14 protein-coding genes are annotated in these 14,232 nt (G+C 73.8%); 11 read left to right on the top strand and 3 right to left on the bottom strand.

Annotation, left to right across the window (positions count from 1 at the left end):
- The first annotated feature begins 36 nt into the window (after positions 1-36).
- From ACQP17_RS10030 to ACQP17_RS10005, 6 genes are all read left to right on the top strand, one after another.
- Positions 37-813, top strand: a complete 777-nt coding sequence (locus ACQP17_RS10030; protein WP_433855943.1) for a metallophosphoesterase family protein — start codon at positions 37-39, stop codon at positions 811-813.
- 248 nt (positions 814-1,061) lie between these two features.
- A complete protein-coding gene (locus ACQP17_RS10025) occupies positions 1,062-1,565 on the top strand; it encodes an SRPBCC family protein (RefSeq protein WP_433855942.1) in 504 nt (167 codons plus the stop codon).
- A gap of 2 nt (positions 1,566-1,567) precedes the next feature.
- Positions 1,568-2,770: an ArsA family ATPase gene (locus tag ACQP17_RS10020; RefSeq protein WP_433855941.1), complete on the top strand. Its 1,203-nt coding sequence runs from the start codon at positions 1,568-1,570 to the stop codon at positions 2,768-2,770.
- 107 nt (positions 2,771-2,877) lie between these two features.
- Entirely contained in the window at positions 2,878-3,354 is a 477-nt protein-coding gene (locus tag ACQP17_RS10015; protein WP_433855940.1) for a DUF5304 domain-containing protein, read from the top strand.
- Positions 3,355-3,476: 122 nt separating this feature from the next.
- Positions 3,477-4,418: an ROK family glucokinase gene (locus ACQP17_RS10010; protein WP_433855939.1), complete on the top strand. Its 942-nt coding sequence runs from the start codon at positions 3,477-3,479 to the stop codon at positions 4,416-4,418.
- Positions 4,419-4,545: 127 nt separating this feature from the next.
- Positions 4,546-5,340, top strand: coding sequence for an endonuclease/exonuclease/phosphatase family protein (locus ACQP17_RS10005; protein ID WP_433859875.1), 795 nt, complete (start codon positions 4,546-4,548; stop codon positions 5,338-5,340).
- 1 nt (position 5,341) lies between these two features.
- On the opposite strand, the gene ACQP17_RS10000 is transcribed toward ACQP17_RS10005, so the two are convergent.
- The gene (locus ACQP17_RS10000) at positions 5,342-5,953 is read right to left on the bottom strand and encodes a hypothetical protein (protein ID WP_433855938.1); all 612 of its coding nucleotides are present in this window, start codon (positions 5,951-5,953) and stop codon (positions 5,342-5,344) included.
- On the bottom strand, positions 5,940-6,746 hold the full coding sequence (locus tag ACQP17_RS09995; RefSeq protein WP_433855937.1) for an alpha/beta hydrolase: 807 nt from the start codon (positions 6,744-6,746) through the stop codon (positions 5,940-5,942). The genes ACQP17_RS10000 and ACQP17_RS09995 overlap by 14 nt, the downstream gene beginning before the upstream one ends.
- 162 nt (positions 6,747-6,908) lie before the next feature.
- Between ACQP17_RS09995 and ACQP17_RS09990 the strand changes: the two genes are divergently transcribed.
- The 5 genes from ACQP17_RS09990 (at position 6,909) to ACQP17_RS09970 (ending at position 12,134) form a co-directional block, all read left to right on the top strand.
- Positions 6,909-7,643, top strand: coding sequence for a lysophospholipid acyltransferase family protein (locus tag ACQP17_RS09990; RefSeq protein WP_433855936.1), 735 nt, complete (start codon positions 6,909-6,911; stop codon positions 7,641-7,643).
- Between the two features lie 49 nt (positions 7,644-7,692).
- Complete coding sequence (macS, locus tag ACQP17_RS09985; RefSeq protein ID WP_433855935.1) at positions 7,693-9,045, top strand: MacS family sensor histidine kinase; 1,353 nt, start codon at positions 7,693-7,695, stop codon at positions 9,043-9,045.
- A 23-nt stretch (positions 9,046-9,068) separates the two neighbouring features.
- A complete protein-coding gene (locus ACQP17_RS09980; RefSeq protein ID WP_433859874.1) occupies positions 9,069-9,713 on the top strand; it encodes a response regulator in 645 nt (214 codons plus the stop codon).
- A gap of 208 nt (positions 9,714-9,921) precedes the next feature.
- Positions 9,922-10,950, top strand: coding sequence for a 6-phosphofructokinase (locus tag ACQP17_RS09975; protein WP_433855934.1), 1,029 nt, complete (start codon positions 9,922-9,924; stop codon positions 10,948-10,950).
- Positions 10,951-11,117: 167 nt separating this feature from the next.
- Positions 11,118-12,134, top strand: coding sequence for a 2-hydroxyacid dehydrogenase (locus ACQP17_RS09970; protein WP_433855933.1), 1,017 nt, complete (start codon positions 11,118-11,120; stop codon positions 12,132-12,134).
- On the opposite strand, the gene ACQP17_RS09965 is transcribed toward ACQP17_RS09970, so the two are convergent.
- Entirely contained in the window at positions 12,100-14,067 is a 1,968-nt protein-coding gene (locus ACQP17_RS09965; RefSeq protein ID WP_433855932.1) for an anthranilate synthase family protein, read from the bottom strand. The genes ACQP17_RS09970 and ACQP17_RS09965 overlap by 35 nt on opposite strands.
- Positions 14,068-14,232: the final 165 nt, after the last annotated feature.

Genomic DNA, 14,232 nt, shown 5'->3' with positions numbered 1-14,232 from the left:
CTCCCGCCCCCCGCCCCGGCGACTTAGGGTGACGTCATGCGGGTGCATGTGGTCAGTGACGTACACGGGAACAGCCGGGACCTCGCGGCGGCCGGCGAGGGCGCCGATGCCCTGGTCTGCCTCGGCGATCTGGTCCTCTTCCTGGACTACGCCGACCATTCGCGCGGCATCTTCCCCGACCTCTTCGGCTCCGAGAACGCCGGCGCCCTGGTCGAACTGCGCACCGCCCGCCGCTTCGAGGAGGCCCGCGCCCTGGGCCGCCGGCTGTGGGGCGAGCTCGACCGCACCGGCGCGAGCCGGGAGTCCGTCATCGAGGACGCGGTCCGCCGGCAGTACGCCGAACTCTTCGCGGCCTTCCCCGCCCCCACGTACGCCACCTACGGCAACGTCGACATCCCTCGCCTGTGGCCCGAGTACGCCCGGCCCGGCACCACCGTCCTGGACGGCCAGCGGGTGGAGATCGGCGGCCGGGTCTTCGGCTTCGTCGGCGGTGGCCTCACCAGCCCCATGCGCACCCCTTATGAGATCAGCGACGAGGAGTACGCCGCCAAGATCGAGGCGGTCGGCGAGGTGGACGTGCTGTGCACCCACATCCCGCCCGAGGTGCCCGAACTCTGCTACGACACCGTCGCCCGCCGCTTCGAGCGCGGCAGCGCGGCCCTGCTGCACGCCATCCGCACCACCCGCCCGCGCTACTCCCTCTTCGGCCATGTGCACCAGCCGCTGGCCCGGCGGGTGCGGATCGGGGGCACGGAATGCGTCAATGTCGGGCACTTCAACGCGACCGGTACGCCCTACGTCCTGCAGTGGTGAGACCGTGCACGCCCGGCCCGGGCGGGGCGCGGTGGCCGGCCGGGCCCGTCGTGCCGGGCCTGCTGGTGTCCGCCCGCAGGTTCCCGCGCGGTAGCCTCGGAGCCTGTAGCAGCACAGACACCGCGCAACGGGGTCTCCCCGGCTCACGGGGTCCCTCCGCTCGAAGCGAAGCCGAGAGCGGGGCAGGAGCCGAGAGCTCGGGGAAGGGTCGGCGGACCGGCATGAATCGGCATGGAGGAGTCACGGCGATGGCCGAACACACCAGCTCGAGCATCACGATCGAGGCGGCACCGGCCGAAGTGATGGGAGTGATCGCCGACTTTGACCGCTACCCGGAATGGACCGGTGAGGTCAAAGAGGCGGAGGTCCTGGAGAAGGACGACCACGGCCGCGCCTCCCAGGTGCGCCTGCTGCTGGACGCCGGGGCGATCAAGGACGACCACACCCTCGCGTACACCTGGACCGGCGAGAGCGAGGTCAGCTGGTCCCTGGTCAAGTCGCAGATGCTGCGAGCCCTCGACGGCTCCTACCGGGTGGCCGCGCTGGGCAACGGCGCGCGCACCGAGGTGACCTACCAGCTCACCGTCGACGTCAAGATCCCCATGCTCGGGATGATCAAGCGCAAGGCCGAGAAGGTCATCATCGACCGCGCGCTGGCCGGGCTGAAGAAGCGCGTCGAGAGCGGCCCCGCCGGCCACGCCGCGGAGCCCGCCGACGGCGCCGCACCCGCCGACGAGGCCAAGAAGCTCTGAGCGTGCGCACCGTCCTCGTCACGGGCCCCGGCGGCGCGGGCCGCACCACGCTCGCCGCCGCCACCGCCCTGGCCGGCGCCCGGCGAGGCGGGCGGGCGCTGCTGCTCACCACCGGCGGCGGCGCGGCGGAAGCGGTGCTGGGCGTCCCCCTGGACGCCGACGCACCCACCCCGATAGCGCCCGGCCTGCACGCCCGGCGCATCGACCCCGCGGACCGCTTCCGTCGGGAGTTCCTCGCCTTCCAGGAGCGCGCCGGCGCCGCCCTCGATCTGCTCGGCGCCGCCCCGCTCGACGAGGACGAACTCACCGAACTCCCCGGCTCCGAGGACTTCGCGCTGCTCCAGGCGCTGCGCGCGGCACACGCCTCGGACGACTGGGACCTGGTCGTCGTCGACATGCCGCCGGCCGCCGAAACGGTCCGCCTGCTCGCGCTGCCGGCCCAGGTGCGCCGCTATCTGCGCCGGCTGCTGCCCCCCGAGCGCCAGGCCGCCCGCGCGCTGCGCCCGGTGCTCGCCCAGCTCGCCGGCGTCCCGATGCCGGCCCAGAAGCTGTACGACGCCGCCGAGCGCTGGGAGCGCGAACTCGCCGACGTCCAGCGCGCGATCGACGACCCCGGCACCTCCGTCCGCCTGGTCACCGACGCCGGACCGGTCGCCGCCGCCGCACTGCGCGAGATCCGTGCCGGACTCGCGCTGCACGGCCGGCGCACCGACGCCCTGATCGTCAACCGGCTGCTGCCCACCGGCTCCGCCGACCCCTTCCTCGCCGCCCTCTCCGGCAGTCAGCAGTCCGCCCTCAAGGCGCTGCGCGAGGAGTTCTGCGACGTCCCCGTCCACGAGGTGGCGCATCTGGGCGGCGACCCCCAAGGCGCCGCCGCCCTGGAGGAGTTGACCGGCGGGGGAGCCGGTGAGGGCGGCACGGGCGCGCCCGCCGAGGGGCCCGGCCGCGACCCCTGGACGGTCGAGGACCGGCTGGAGAGCGACGGCATCCTCGTCTGGCGGGTGCCGCTTCCCGGCGCCGACCGCCGGGGCCTGGGCCTGGTGCGCCGCGGCGACGAGATCGTGGTCACCGTGGGCCGCTTCCGGCGGATCCGTACGCTGCCCTCGGCGCTGCGCCGCTGCTCGGTCTCCGGTGCCGGACTGCGCGACGGCGTCCTGGACATCCGCTTCACCCCCGATCCCGGGCTGTGGCCCAAGAGCGACTGAACGCGCCACCGCCGTTCGGGTACCGTCGAGGGTGGGGCGCCGCCCCGGCGTGCCCGTCCCGCACCCCTTCGCCGTACTGCCTCGCCGCAGGAGTCACGGAGTTCCTCATGAGTGATGCCACCGAGCGCCCCGCCGACCGCAGGGCCGAGCCCGATGCCGACGCCTGGGAGACCGCCTGCGCCGAGGACCTCGCGGCCGAGAAGGTCCGCCACCGCGAGGCCCACGGCCCGCAGCCGGGCAGCGCCGCCGAGGAGCTGCGCAAGCTCGCCGAGGCGGTCACCGACAAGCTCGCCGGCATCCAGCTGCCCGGTGCGCTCGGCGGGATCGCCGCGCAGGGCGCCGTCAACCAGCTGTTCAAGCAGGCCAGGGCAGCCGTCGAGCCGGTCATCGAGCGCAACCCCGACATCTTCGACCACCTCGCCGCGGCCGGCTCCGAACTGCTCGCCGCCTACCGCTCCGCCGTCGAGGGCAGCGAACGACGCTGGACCCGCGAGGACGCCGACGACCGGCCCGGCGCCCGCCGCGACGACGACCCCCGCGACGACGACGGCCCCGCCGGCACCGAGCGGATCGACCTCGACTGAGCCCGGCGCCCCCGCGCACCGGCGCCCGTCCCCTCCCGCCGGCCCGCTGAGGGGAGCGGCGGGCGCTCCCGCCTCCGGTACGGTGGATCCCGGCGGGGTTCGAGCGAAAATCTGAGGGACACATGGGACTCACCATCGGCGTCGACATCGGCGGCACGAAGATCGCGGCCGGCGTGGTCGACGAAGAGGGCGCGATCCTCGAAACGTGCACGGTGCAGACTCCGCATGCCACCGAGGCGCTGACGGAGGCCATCGCGGAGGCGGTGCGCACCGTGGGGGCCGGCCACCAGGTCGAGGCCGTCGGCATCGGCGCCGCCGGCTACGTCGACGAGAAGCGGGCCACGGTCCTGTTCGCGCCGAACATCGACTGGCGCCACGAGCCGCTCAAGGACAAGGTCGAACAGCGCGTCGGCCTGCCCGTGGTGGTCGAGAACGACGCCAACGCCGCGGCCTGGGGCGAGTACCGCTTCGGCGCCGGCCAGGGCCACAGCGACGTCATCTGCATCACCCTCGGCACGGGCCTGGGCGGCGGCATCATCATCGGCAACAAGCTGCGCCGCGGCCGGTTCGGCGTCGCCGCCGAGTTCGGCCACATCCGGGTGGTGCCCGACGGACTGCTGTGCGGCTGCGGCAACCAGGGCTGCTGGGAGCAGTACGCCTCCGGCCGCGCCCTGCTGCGCTACGCCCGCCAGCGCGCCTTCGCCACCCCGGAGAACGCCCAGATCCTGCTGTCGCTCGGCGACGGCACCTCCGAGGGCATCGAGGGCCGGCACATCAGCGAGGCCGCCCGCCAGGGCGACCCGGTGGCCATCGACTCGTTCCGTGAGCTGGCCCGCTGGGCCGGCGCCGGCCTCGCCGACCTCGCCTCGCTCTTCGACCCGTCCGCCTTCATCGTCGGCGGCGGCGTCTCCGACGAGGGCGAACTGGTCCTGGGGCCGATCCGCAAGTCCTTCCGCCGCTGGCTGGTCGGCAACCAGTGGCGCCCGCACGCCCAGGTGCTCGCCGCCCAGCTCGGCGGCAAGGCGGGCCTGGTCGGCGCGGCCGACCTGGCGCGCCAGGGCTGAGGAGCCCGCGGGCCGTCACGCCCGCCGTCAACCGCGTCCGGCACCGCCCGTCGCGTCCCCTGGGGGAGGCGGCGGGCGGTGCTCTATCTTGGCCCGCGTGACGATCCCGGTGAGAGGACCCGCCGCCTTGCTCTCGCTCCCCGAGTCCCGTACCGAGCCCGGCCCCGCGCCCGACGGCCGCGGCACCGGCGCCTCCGCGCGGCCCGGCGGCGCGGCCGTGATCCGGGTCCTCAGCTACAACATCCGCTCGCTGCGCGACGACCGGGCGGCGTTGGCCAGGGTCATCCGGGCCTGCGCCCCCGACCTCGTACTGATCCAGGAGGCGCCGCGGTTCTTCCGCTGGCGCAAGGCGGCCGAGAAGCTGGCCCGGGCGAGCGGACTGGTCCACGTCACCGGCGGCGCCACGGCCGCCGGCCCGATGATCCTGTCCTCCCTGCGCGCCCACGTCGAGCGCACCGAGGACATCCTGCTGCCCCGTACCCCCGGACTGCACCGGCGCGGCTTCGCGACCGCCGTGGTCCGTATCGGCGGGGCCCGGCTCGGCGTGCTCAGCTGCCATCTCAGCCTCGCCGACCGGGAGCGCTACACGCAGGCCGGGCTGCTGCTGGAGCACCTGGCCGCGCTGGACGTGCCGTACGCCGTGGCCGGGGGCGACCTCAACGACCGCCCGGACGGCCGCAGTTTCCGCCGGCTGGCGGGGGCGCTGACGGATGCCTGGGCGGCTGCGCCGTGGGGCGGGGAGTTCACCTCCACGCCCGGTGACCCGCATCAGCGGATCGACGCGATCTTCACCACCGACGGGGTGGAGGTGCTCGGCTGCGGGGTGCCGCACGGGCTGCCGGGGGTGGGCGAGGACGACCTCGAAGCGGCCACCGACCACCTGCCGGTGCTGGCGGCCCTGCGGGTGCCGGCCCCGGGCTGACTCACACCACCGCGCCGCTGCCCGGCAGGTCGTCGTCCTCGTCGTCGTTCTTCATCCGGGCCACCAGGGTGGCGAACCCGCCGAGGAAGCCGCCGATGCCCAGGAGCGTGATCCACCACGTCACGGGCTGCTGGAGCAGCACCATGGTCACCAGCAGCAACGGGCCGCCGAGCACCGCGATCCAGGCGAACTTGGCGGTGACGTCGGCCTGCGGCAGCGGGGGTGGCTCGGGCGGGGTGAAGTGGCCCTCGTCCGACTCGTCGAGGTCGTCGTCGGAGCCCTCGGCGGCGTTCCAGTCGCGGGGGCCGACGCCCGGCGCGTAGACCACGAAGCTGCCCGGCCGCGCGGCGCCGGCCGGCGGGTCCCCGGCCCCGGTCCCGCCGGTGGCCTTGTCGTCCGCCGCGCCCGGATCGCCGGGGTCCTCCGCCGTGTCCTTCCCGGTCTTCCCCTCCGTGCCGCCGCCGCCGTCGCCGGCTCCGTCACCGGCCGTGGGCGCCCGGGGGACGTCCTCCACGGGGAACACCGGCTGTTCGCCGTAGCCCGCCACGATCTCGGCCCAGGCGGCCTCTTCGTCCAGCGGGTCCCGGGGGTCGCGGGGGCTATGCTCCGCCACGGTCCGCCGTCCCCTCCCGGGCGGTGCCCGCCGCGTCCGCCCCCGCCTGCGGGGCGAGCCGGGTGATGAAGGCGAAGGTGTCCTCGAAGATCTGCCCGGCGTCGTGGTCGAGCGTCGCGACGTGGTAGCTGCGCTCCAGCAGGGTCTGGCGGACGTCGGTCGAGGAGACCCGGCTGAGGATGCGCTCGGAGTCCACCGGCGGGACGACATGGTCCTGCGGGCTGCTCATCACCAGCAACGGCTGGGTGACGCGCGGGAGTTCGGAGTCGACCTGCTGGAAGAAGCGGCGCAGCGAATGCGCGGCGTGCAGCGGCACCCGGTCGTAGCCGACCTCCTCGGCACCGGGCTTGGCGATGTCGCTGGCGATCCCCTTGGTCGTCCGCACGAGATGGCGCAGCACCGGCAGCAGCGGGCCGGCCGCGTCGTGCACCTTGTTGGCGGGGTTGACCACCGCGACGCCGCTGATCGCGTCGCCGTGCTTGGCGGCCAGCCGCAGCGCCAGCGCGCCGCCCATCGACAGGCCGCAGACGAAGACCGCGGTGCAGCGCTCGGTCAGCGCCCGCAGTTCGCGGTCGACCTCGGCGTACCAGTCCTGCCAGGTCGTGATCTGCAGGTCCTGCCAGCGGGTGCCGTGACCGGGCAGCAGCGGCAGGCTGACCGTGAGCCCCTGGTCGGCCAGATACTCGGCCCAGGGGCGGACGGACTGGGGGGAGCCGGTGAAGCCGTGGCACACGAGGACGCCGACCTCTCCGCCGTCACGGCGAAACGGCTCGGTTCCGGGAAGGAGCGGCACCGCGGGACTCCGATCGATGAGGGGGCCTGGCGAGTTACCCCAGGGTACGCAAAGTGACGGCGGGCGGGTAGGTCCGGCGACGGGCGCGACGCGAGCGGGCCACCGCGGCAGGTTAAGGTCTTTGCGTCACACACAGGAGGCAGTCGGTTGATCTACGGCGCAATGAAGTTTTCCATCGGCGGGTCGCTGAAGCTTGCCTTCAGGCCCTGGGTGGAAGGCATCGAGAACATCCCCGCCGAGGGTCCGGCGATCCTCGCGAGCAACCATCTGTCCTTCTCGGACTCCTTCTTCCTGCCGGCGGTGCTGGACCGGAAGGTCACCTTCATCGCCAAGGCCGAGTACTTCACCTCGCCGGGCGTGAAGGGCAAGCTGACCGCCGCGTTCTTCAAGGGCGTGGGCCAGCTGCCGGTCGACCGTTCCGGCGGCCGGGGCGCGGGCGAGGCGGCGATCAAGAGCGGCATCGAGGTGCTGGAGCGCGGTGAGCTGTTCGGCATCTACCCGGAGGGCACCCGCTCCCCGGACGGCCGGCTCTACCGCGGCAAGCCGGGCGGCCTGGCACGGGTGGCGCTGGCCACCGGGGCGCCGGTCATCCCCGTGGCGATGATCGACACCGAGAAGGTGCAGCCGCCGGGCAAGGTCGTGCCCAAGATGATCCGGCCGGGCATCCGTATCGGCAAGCCGCTGGACTTCACCCGCTACCAGGGCATGGAGGGCGACCGCTTCATCCTGCGGTCGGTCACCGACGAGGTCATGTACGAGATCATGAAGCTGTCCGGCCAGGAGTACGTCGACATCTACGCGACCGCGGCCAAGCGCCAGATCGCCGATGCCGCGAAGGCGGCGGAGGCGAAGAAGAAGGCCGAGGCGGAGCAGGCCAAGAAGGCGGCCGCCGAATAGCACGGACAGAGCCGAGACCGGGCGCGGGCGCCCGGCGAGGGGGACGGCGATGACGGATACCGACACGGATACCGGCACGGATTCCGACACGGGCACCGGGACGGTGCGCGGGGCCCCGGCCGCCCGGCGCCGCGGCGAGCGCCCGGCGAAGGTGCTGCGGATGTCCGTCGAACTCCCGCTGTGGCGGGCGCTCACCGGCTACCGGATCCTCACCCTCCTCTACGCCCTGTGCCTGTTCGCGCTCGCCTACCGGCGCTACGCCCATCCGCTCGGCGCCGCCGCGTACATGGGCGCGCTGACCGTCTGGATGGCGCTGACCTGGCGGCGCACGATGTCGGCGGAGCGCTGCACCCGGCGGTTCCTGGCCGCCGACCTCGCCTTCGCGGTCGGTGGCATCCTGCTCACGCCGCTGGTCGACAGCCACGCCCGCGTCATGGGCGGCGGGCCGACGCTGCCGTCCATCTGGACGGCGGGCGCGGTCCTCGGCTTCGCGATCAAGGGCGGCTGGCGCTGGGCCGCGGTGGCCTCCAGCTTCGTGGCGGTGGCCAATCTGGTCGAGCGCCAGGAACCGGCCCGCGACACCGTCCACAACGTGGTGCTGGTGTGGGTGGCCAGCGTCGGCATCGGCTATGTCGTCGAGGTGGCCCGCTCCAGCGAGCGCACCCTCGCGCGCGCCCTGCAGATCGAGGCGGCCACCCGGGAGCGGGAGCGGCTGGCCCGCGACATCCACGACAGTGTGCTCCAGGTGCTGGCGATGGTGCAGCGGCGCGGCAACGAGATCGGCGGCGAGGCGGCCGACCTCGGCCGGATGGCCGGTGAGCAGGAGGTCGCGCTGCGGACCCTGGTCGCCGGCGGGCTGCTGCCGCCCGCAGGGCCGCCCGGGGGCGCCGCGCCCGCGGTGCCGCACCCGGCACGGGAGGACGAGGCGGCTCCCGTCGCGACCGCACCGGCGGGACCGGCCACCGGGCCGTGCGATGTGCGGGCGCTGCTCGCGCCGTTCGCCGGCCGCGGGGTCACCTTCTCCGAGCCGGGTGCGCCGGTGGAGCTGCCGGCCGCCGCCGCGGCGGAGCTGGCGGCCGCTGTCAGTGCCGCGCTGGACAATGTCCGGGTGCATGCGGGGGAGGGCGCCCGGGCGTGGATCCTGGTGGAGGACGAGCCGGAGGCGGTGCTGGTGACCGTCCGCGACGACGGTCCGGGCATCGCCGAGGGCCGGCTCGCCGACGCCGAGCGGGAGGGCCGGCTGGGCGTGGCCCTGTCGATCCGGGGCCGGCTGCGGGAGCTGGGCGGCAGCGCCCGGTGGGTCTCGGTCCCCGGGCAGGGCACGGAAGTGGAATTGACGGTCCCCAGGAAGGGCGCGTCCGGCGCGTCCGAGGGCGGACGGCGGGGGAGGGCAGGCACGTGAACGAGCAGCCGGCGCTGAAGGTCATGGTGGTCGACGACCACCCGATGTGGCGCGACGCGGTCGCCCGGGATCTGGCGGAGGCCGGGTTCGAGGTCGTGGCGACGGCCGGGGACGGTCTCCAGGCGGTGCGCAGGGCGCAGGCCGCGGCACCCGATGTGCTGGTCCTCGACCTCAATCTGCCGGGGCTGCCCGGCGTGCGGGTGTGCAAGGAACTCGTCGCCGCCCGCCCGGTGCTGCGGGTGCTGGTGCTGTCCGCGAGCGCTGAGCACGCCGATGTGCTGGAGGCGGTCAAGTCCGGGGCGACGGGCTATCTGCTGAAGTCGGCGAGCACCGGGGAACTGCTCGACGCGGTGCGGCGCACGGCCGCCGGCGACGCGGTCTTCACCCCGGGCCTGGCCGGGCTGGTGCTGGGCGAGTACCGCCGGCTGGCGGCCGAACCGTCCCCCGCGGCCCCGGACGAGCCGGGCGCACCCCGGTTGACGGACCGGGAGACCGAGGTGCTGCGCCTGGTCGCCAAGGGACTCTCGTACAAGCAGATCGCCGAGCGGCTGGTCATCTCGCACCGCACGGTGCAAAACCACGTCCAGAACACCCTCGGCAAGCTCCAGTTGCACAATCGCGTGGAGCTGGTGCGCTACGCCATCGAGCGCGGCCTCGACGGGGCGTGAGCGGCGCGGACGCCGCCCGGAGCGGCCGCCACCCGCAGGGAGCCGCTCGTACGGGTGAACGCCCCGCCTCAACTGCCCGGTAAATGCCCGGTAAATCACCGGCATCACCGTTTACCCCATTCCTGAGTGACCCAGATCACCATTAGCGTGACCGGCGTCGGATCGAAGACGGCCGTGCGCGGCCACTGACGGGATGTAGGTGACAGCGATGCGGGTCGGAGTGCTGACCGGCGGCGGCGACTGCCCCGGTCTGAACGCGGTGATCAGGGGCATCGTCCGCAAGGGCACCCAGGAGTACGGATATGACTTCGTCGGCTTCCGGGACGGCTGGCGCGGGCCCCTGGAGGGCGACACCGTGCCGCTGGACATCCCGGCGGTGCGCGGCATCCTGCCCCGCGGCGGCACGGTCCTCGGATCCTCCCGGACCAACCCCTTCAAGGTGAACGACGGCGTCCGGCGGATCAGGGAGACGCTCGCCAAGGAAGAGGTCGAGGCGCTGATCGCGATCGGCGGCGAGGACACCCTCGGCGTCGCCGCCCGGCTCCACGCGGAGCACGCGATCCCCTGTGTCGGCGTCCCCAAGACCATCGACAACGACCTGTCGGCCACGGACTACACCTTCGGCTTCGACACCGCCGTCGGCGTCGCCACCGAGGCCATCGACCGGCTGCACACCACCGCCGAATCCCATATGCGGGTCCTGGTCGTCGAGGTGATGGGCCGGCACGCCGGCTGGATCGCGCTGCACTCGGGCCTGGCCGGCGGGGCGAACGTCATCCTGATCCCGGAGCAGCGCTTCGACATCGAGCAGGTCTGCCGGTGGATCGAGTCCCGCTTCAAGGTCCGCTACGCCCCGATCGTGGTCGTCGCCGAGGGTGCGATGCCCAAGGACGGCCAGATGGTGCTCAAGGACGACTCCACGGACTCCTTCGGGCATGTCCGGCTCTCGGGTGTGGGGGAGTGGCTGGCCAAGGAGATCGAGGCGCGGACCGGCAAGGAGGCCCGTACCACCGTCCTCGGGCACACCCAGCGCGGCGGCACCCCCAGCGCCTTCGACCGCTGGCTGGCCACCCGCTTCGGGCTGCACGCCATCGACGCGGTGCGCGACGGCGACTTCGGCAAGATGGTCGCGCTGCGCGGCACGGACATCGTCCGGGTGCCGATCGCGGAGGCGACCGCCCGGCTGAAGACCGTCGATCCGGCGCTCTACGCCGAGGTCGGGGTCTTCTTCGGCTGAACCGGGCCGCCGTCGCCCGCCGGTCGCCGCGCCGCACCCGCCCGCTCCCGGCGGCACCGCCGGGCGGCGGGCCGTATATTCGCGGTATCCACCCTTTCGCGACATATCCGGCCGCTCGCCCGCAGGGCGGGTGGCGGCCGGCCGGCGCACGGACCCGGGAGAGCCCAGTGGAGATCGTCGCCTTCGGCGTGCAGACGGACGAGCGGCCGATCCTGGAGCGGGCCTTCGCCGGCCGCCACCAGATCCGCAGCCTGGACGTCACCCTCGACCGCGACACCGCGCCCATCGCCCACGGCTACGAGATCGTCAGCGCGGGCGTCACCGCCGACCTGGGCGCGGACGTGCTCCAGACCCTCGCGGCCGGCGGCACGAAGATGATCGCCCAGCGCGCCACCGGCTTCCACACCATCGACCTCCAGGCCGCGGCCGACCTCGGGATGAGCGTCGGCCGGGTCTCTCGCTACTCGCCGTACGCGGTCGCCGAATTCGCCTGGGGCCTCGCGCTGGCCGTCAACCGGCGGCTCCTCACGGCAGGGCACCGCACCCGGACCTTCGACTTCCGGCTGGATGGCCTGATGGGCCGCGACCTGCGCGGACGCACGGCGGGCGTGCTCGGCACCGGCCGGATCGGCGAGGCCTTCGCCGAGATCGCCCACGGCTTCGGAATGCGCCTGCTGGGCTGGGACCTCGCCACGAACCCGCGGTGCGCCGCACTGGGCATGGAGTACGTCTCCCAGGAGCGGCTGTTCGCCGAGGCGGATCTGATCACCCTGCACGTCCCGCTGGTGGCCGCCACCCGGCACCTCGTCGACGCCACCGCGCTGGCCGAGATGAAGGACGACGCGATCCTGGTCAACTCCGGCCGCGGCGGGCTCGTCGACACCGCGGCCCTCGTCGACACGCTCAAGGCCGGCCGGCTCACCGGCGTAGCCCTGGACGTCTACGAGGAGGAGGCCGCCTACTTCTCCGCCGACAAGTCCCTGGACGTCATCGGTGACGACACCCTCGCCCGCCTGATGACCTTCTCCAACGTGCTGGTCACCTCGCACCAGGCGTACTTCACGGAGGAGGCGGTGGGCCAGATCGTCGAGGCCACCGTGGCCAACGTCGAGGACTACCTGGCCCACCGCACCAACGCGAACATGCTGGTCACACGAGGACAGCTGCCAGCAGCTGCGCGGTGAGGGCCGCGCCGTCCAGGGTCAGTACCGATTCGGGGTGGAACTGCACGCCCGCGAAGCCCGGACCGCGCAGCGCGTGCACCTCGCCGGTCCGTGCGTCCCGGCTCAACTCGACGCGGTGCATGGCGAGTTCGGCCTCCGTGGTGTCGTCGCAGCGGGCCGTGAAGGTGTTGTAGAAGCCGACCGTCTCCGGGCGTCCGAAGAAGTCGATCCGCTCCTGCGCGCCCTGGAAGGGCACCTCCTTGCGGACGACCTCCAACCCCAGCTCCGCGGCGAGCAGTTCATGCCCCAGGCACACCCCCAGCAGGCCGTGCCGGTGCTCCGCGACCAGCTCGGCGGTGAGCGAGCGCAGCAGGCGCATCTTGGGGTCGGCGGCGTCGCAGGGGTTGCCCGGGCCGGGTCCCAGGACGATCGGGCCCCGGTGCGTGCGGGCGGCCTCGCGCAGCCCCGGCTCGTCGAAGCGCCGCACGGTGACGGACAGCCCCGAGGTGCGCAGCAGATGCGCCAGCATCGCGGTGAAGGTGTCCTCCGCGTCGATGACCAGGGCCTCACCGCTCAGCTCGGCGATCGGCGCGGTGGTCTGCATCCGCAGCCAAAACGGCGCGAGGTCGGCGCGGCGGGCGTCGAGGGCGGCCCGCACCCGCGGGTCGTCGGCCAGCCGCGGCGGCTTCGTCCCGTCCGCGGGCCGTGCGGGCGCCGGTGCCACCCCCAGCGCGCTGAGCACCCCCGCGGCCTTGGCGTGGGTCTCGGCGACCTCGCCGTACGGGTCGGAGGCGCGCACCAGGGTGGCGCCGACCGGGACCCGCAGCCGCCCCTCGGCCGAGATGTCGGCGGTGCGGATCAGGATGGGGGAGTCCAGCGTCCGGGCGCAGCCGCCGTCCGGCCCGTCGCCCGGGGCCCGGCCGATCAGTGCCAGCGCGCCCGCGTAGTAGCCGCGGCCCCGTCCGTCGGCGTCCAGCGGCTCGTGCCGCTCGATGACCCGGCAGGCGTTTTGCACCGGCGACCCGGTGACCGTCGCCGCGAACATCGTCTCCTTGAGCACCTCGCGCACATCGAGGGTGGAGCGGCCGCGCAACTCGTACTCGGTGTGCGCCAGATGCGCCATCTCCTTGAGCCGGGGCCCGACGACCACCCCGCCCCGGTCCCCGACGGTGCACATCATCTTCAGCTCCTCGTCCACCACCATGGACAGCTCCTCGACCTCCTTGCGGTCACCGAGGAACGCCAGCAGGCTCTCGGCGGTCGGGCCGCCGGCCGGGTAGCGGTAGGTGCCGCTGATCGGATTCATCACGACGGTGCCGCCGGACATCCGCACATGCACCTCGGGGCTGGCGCCGACCAGGGTGTGCACTCCCGGGCGGTGCACCACGTACGTCCAGTAGGCGCCGCGCTCACCGGCCAGCAGCCGCCGGAACAGCGCCAGCGCGTCGGCCGCCGAGAAGTCCGGGATCTCGCCCTGGAAGGTCCGGCGGATCACGAAGTTCGCGCCCTCGCCGGTGCCGATCTCGTCCCGCACCACCCGCCCGACGATCTCGGCGTAGGCGTCGTCGTCCACGTCGAAGGCCCCGTCGCGCACCCGTACGTCCTGCGCGGGCAGCGCCGCCAGCAGCTCGTCGAGCCCCACCTCGCAACTCTCCCGCGGCCGCAGCACGGCCAGCGGGGTGCCGTCGTCGTGGACCTGGAAGCCGCGCTCGCGGATCTGCCGGAACGGGATCAGCGCCAGCGCGTCAACCGTCGGGGCGTCCGGCTCCCCCTCGCCCAGCGGGATGTCGGCCAGCCGCTCGACCTCGGTGACCTCGCCGGTCAGCACCTCGACGGTGCTGCCGTCGCGCCCCGGCGAGCGGCGGCGCAGCAGGGCGAACGGCGGGCAGGCCGGGTCGAGCAGCCGGCGGACGAGGGCGGCGGCGTCGGTGCGGGCGACAGGCTCGCGGTGCATGTCGGGGGTTCCTTCCAGGAGGGGAGGAACGGCCGCCGGAAAAGGCTGAAGGCCGCCCCTCGGGCGGCCTTCGCGGAGTGTGTGGTGTGCGCGCGAAATCAGTGGGCCGCCGGATGAGCGGTCCACCACCAGTTCATGTTCATGGCCGGGTGCGCGTGCATGCCG

This window comes from Streptomyces kronopolitis (assembly GCF_050953795.1).
In the GTDB taxonomy this organism is placed as follows: Bacteria; Actinomycetota; Actinomycetes; order Streptomycetales; family Streptomycetaceae; genus Streptomyces; species Streptomyces kronopolitis_A.
This window is presented reverse-complemented; position numbering and strand designations above follow the sequence as displayed.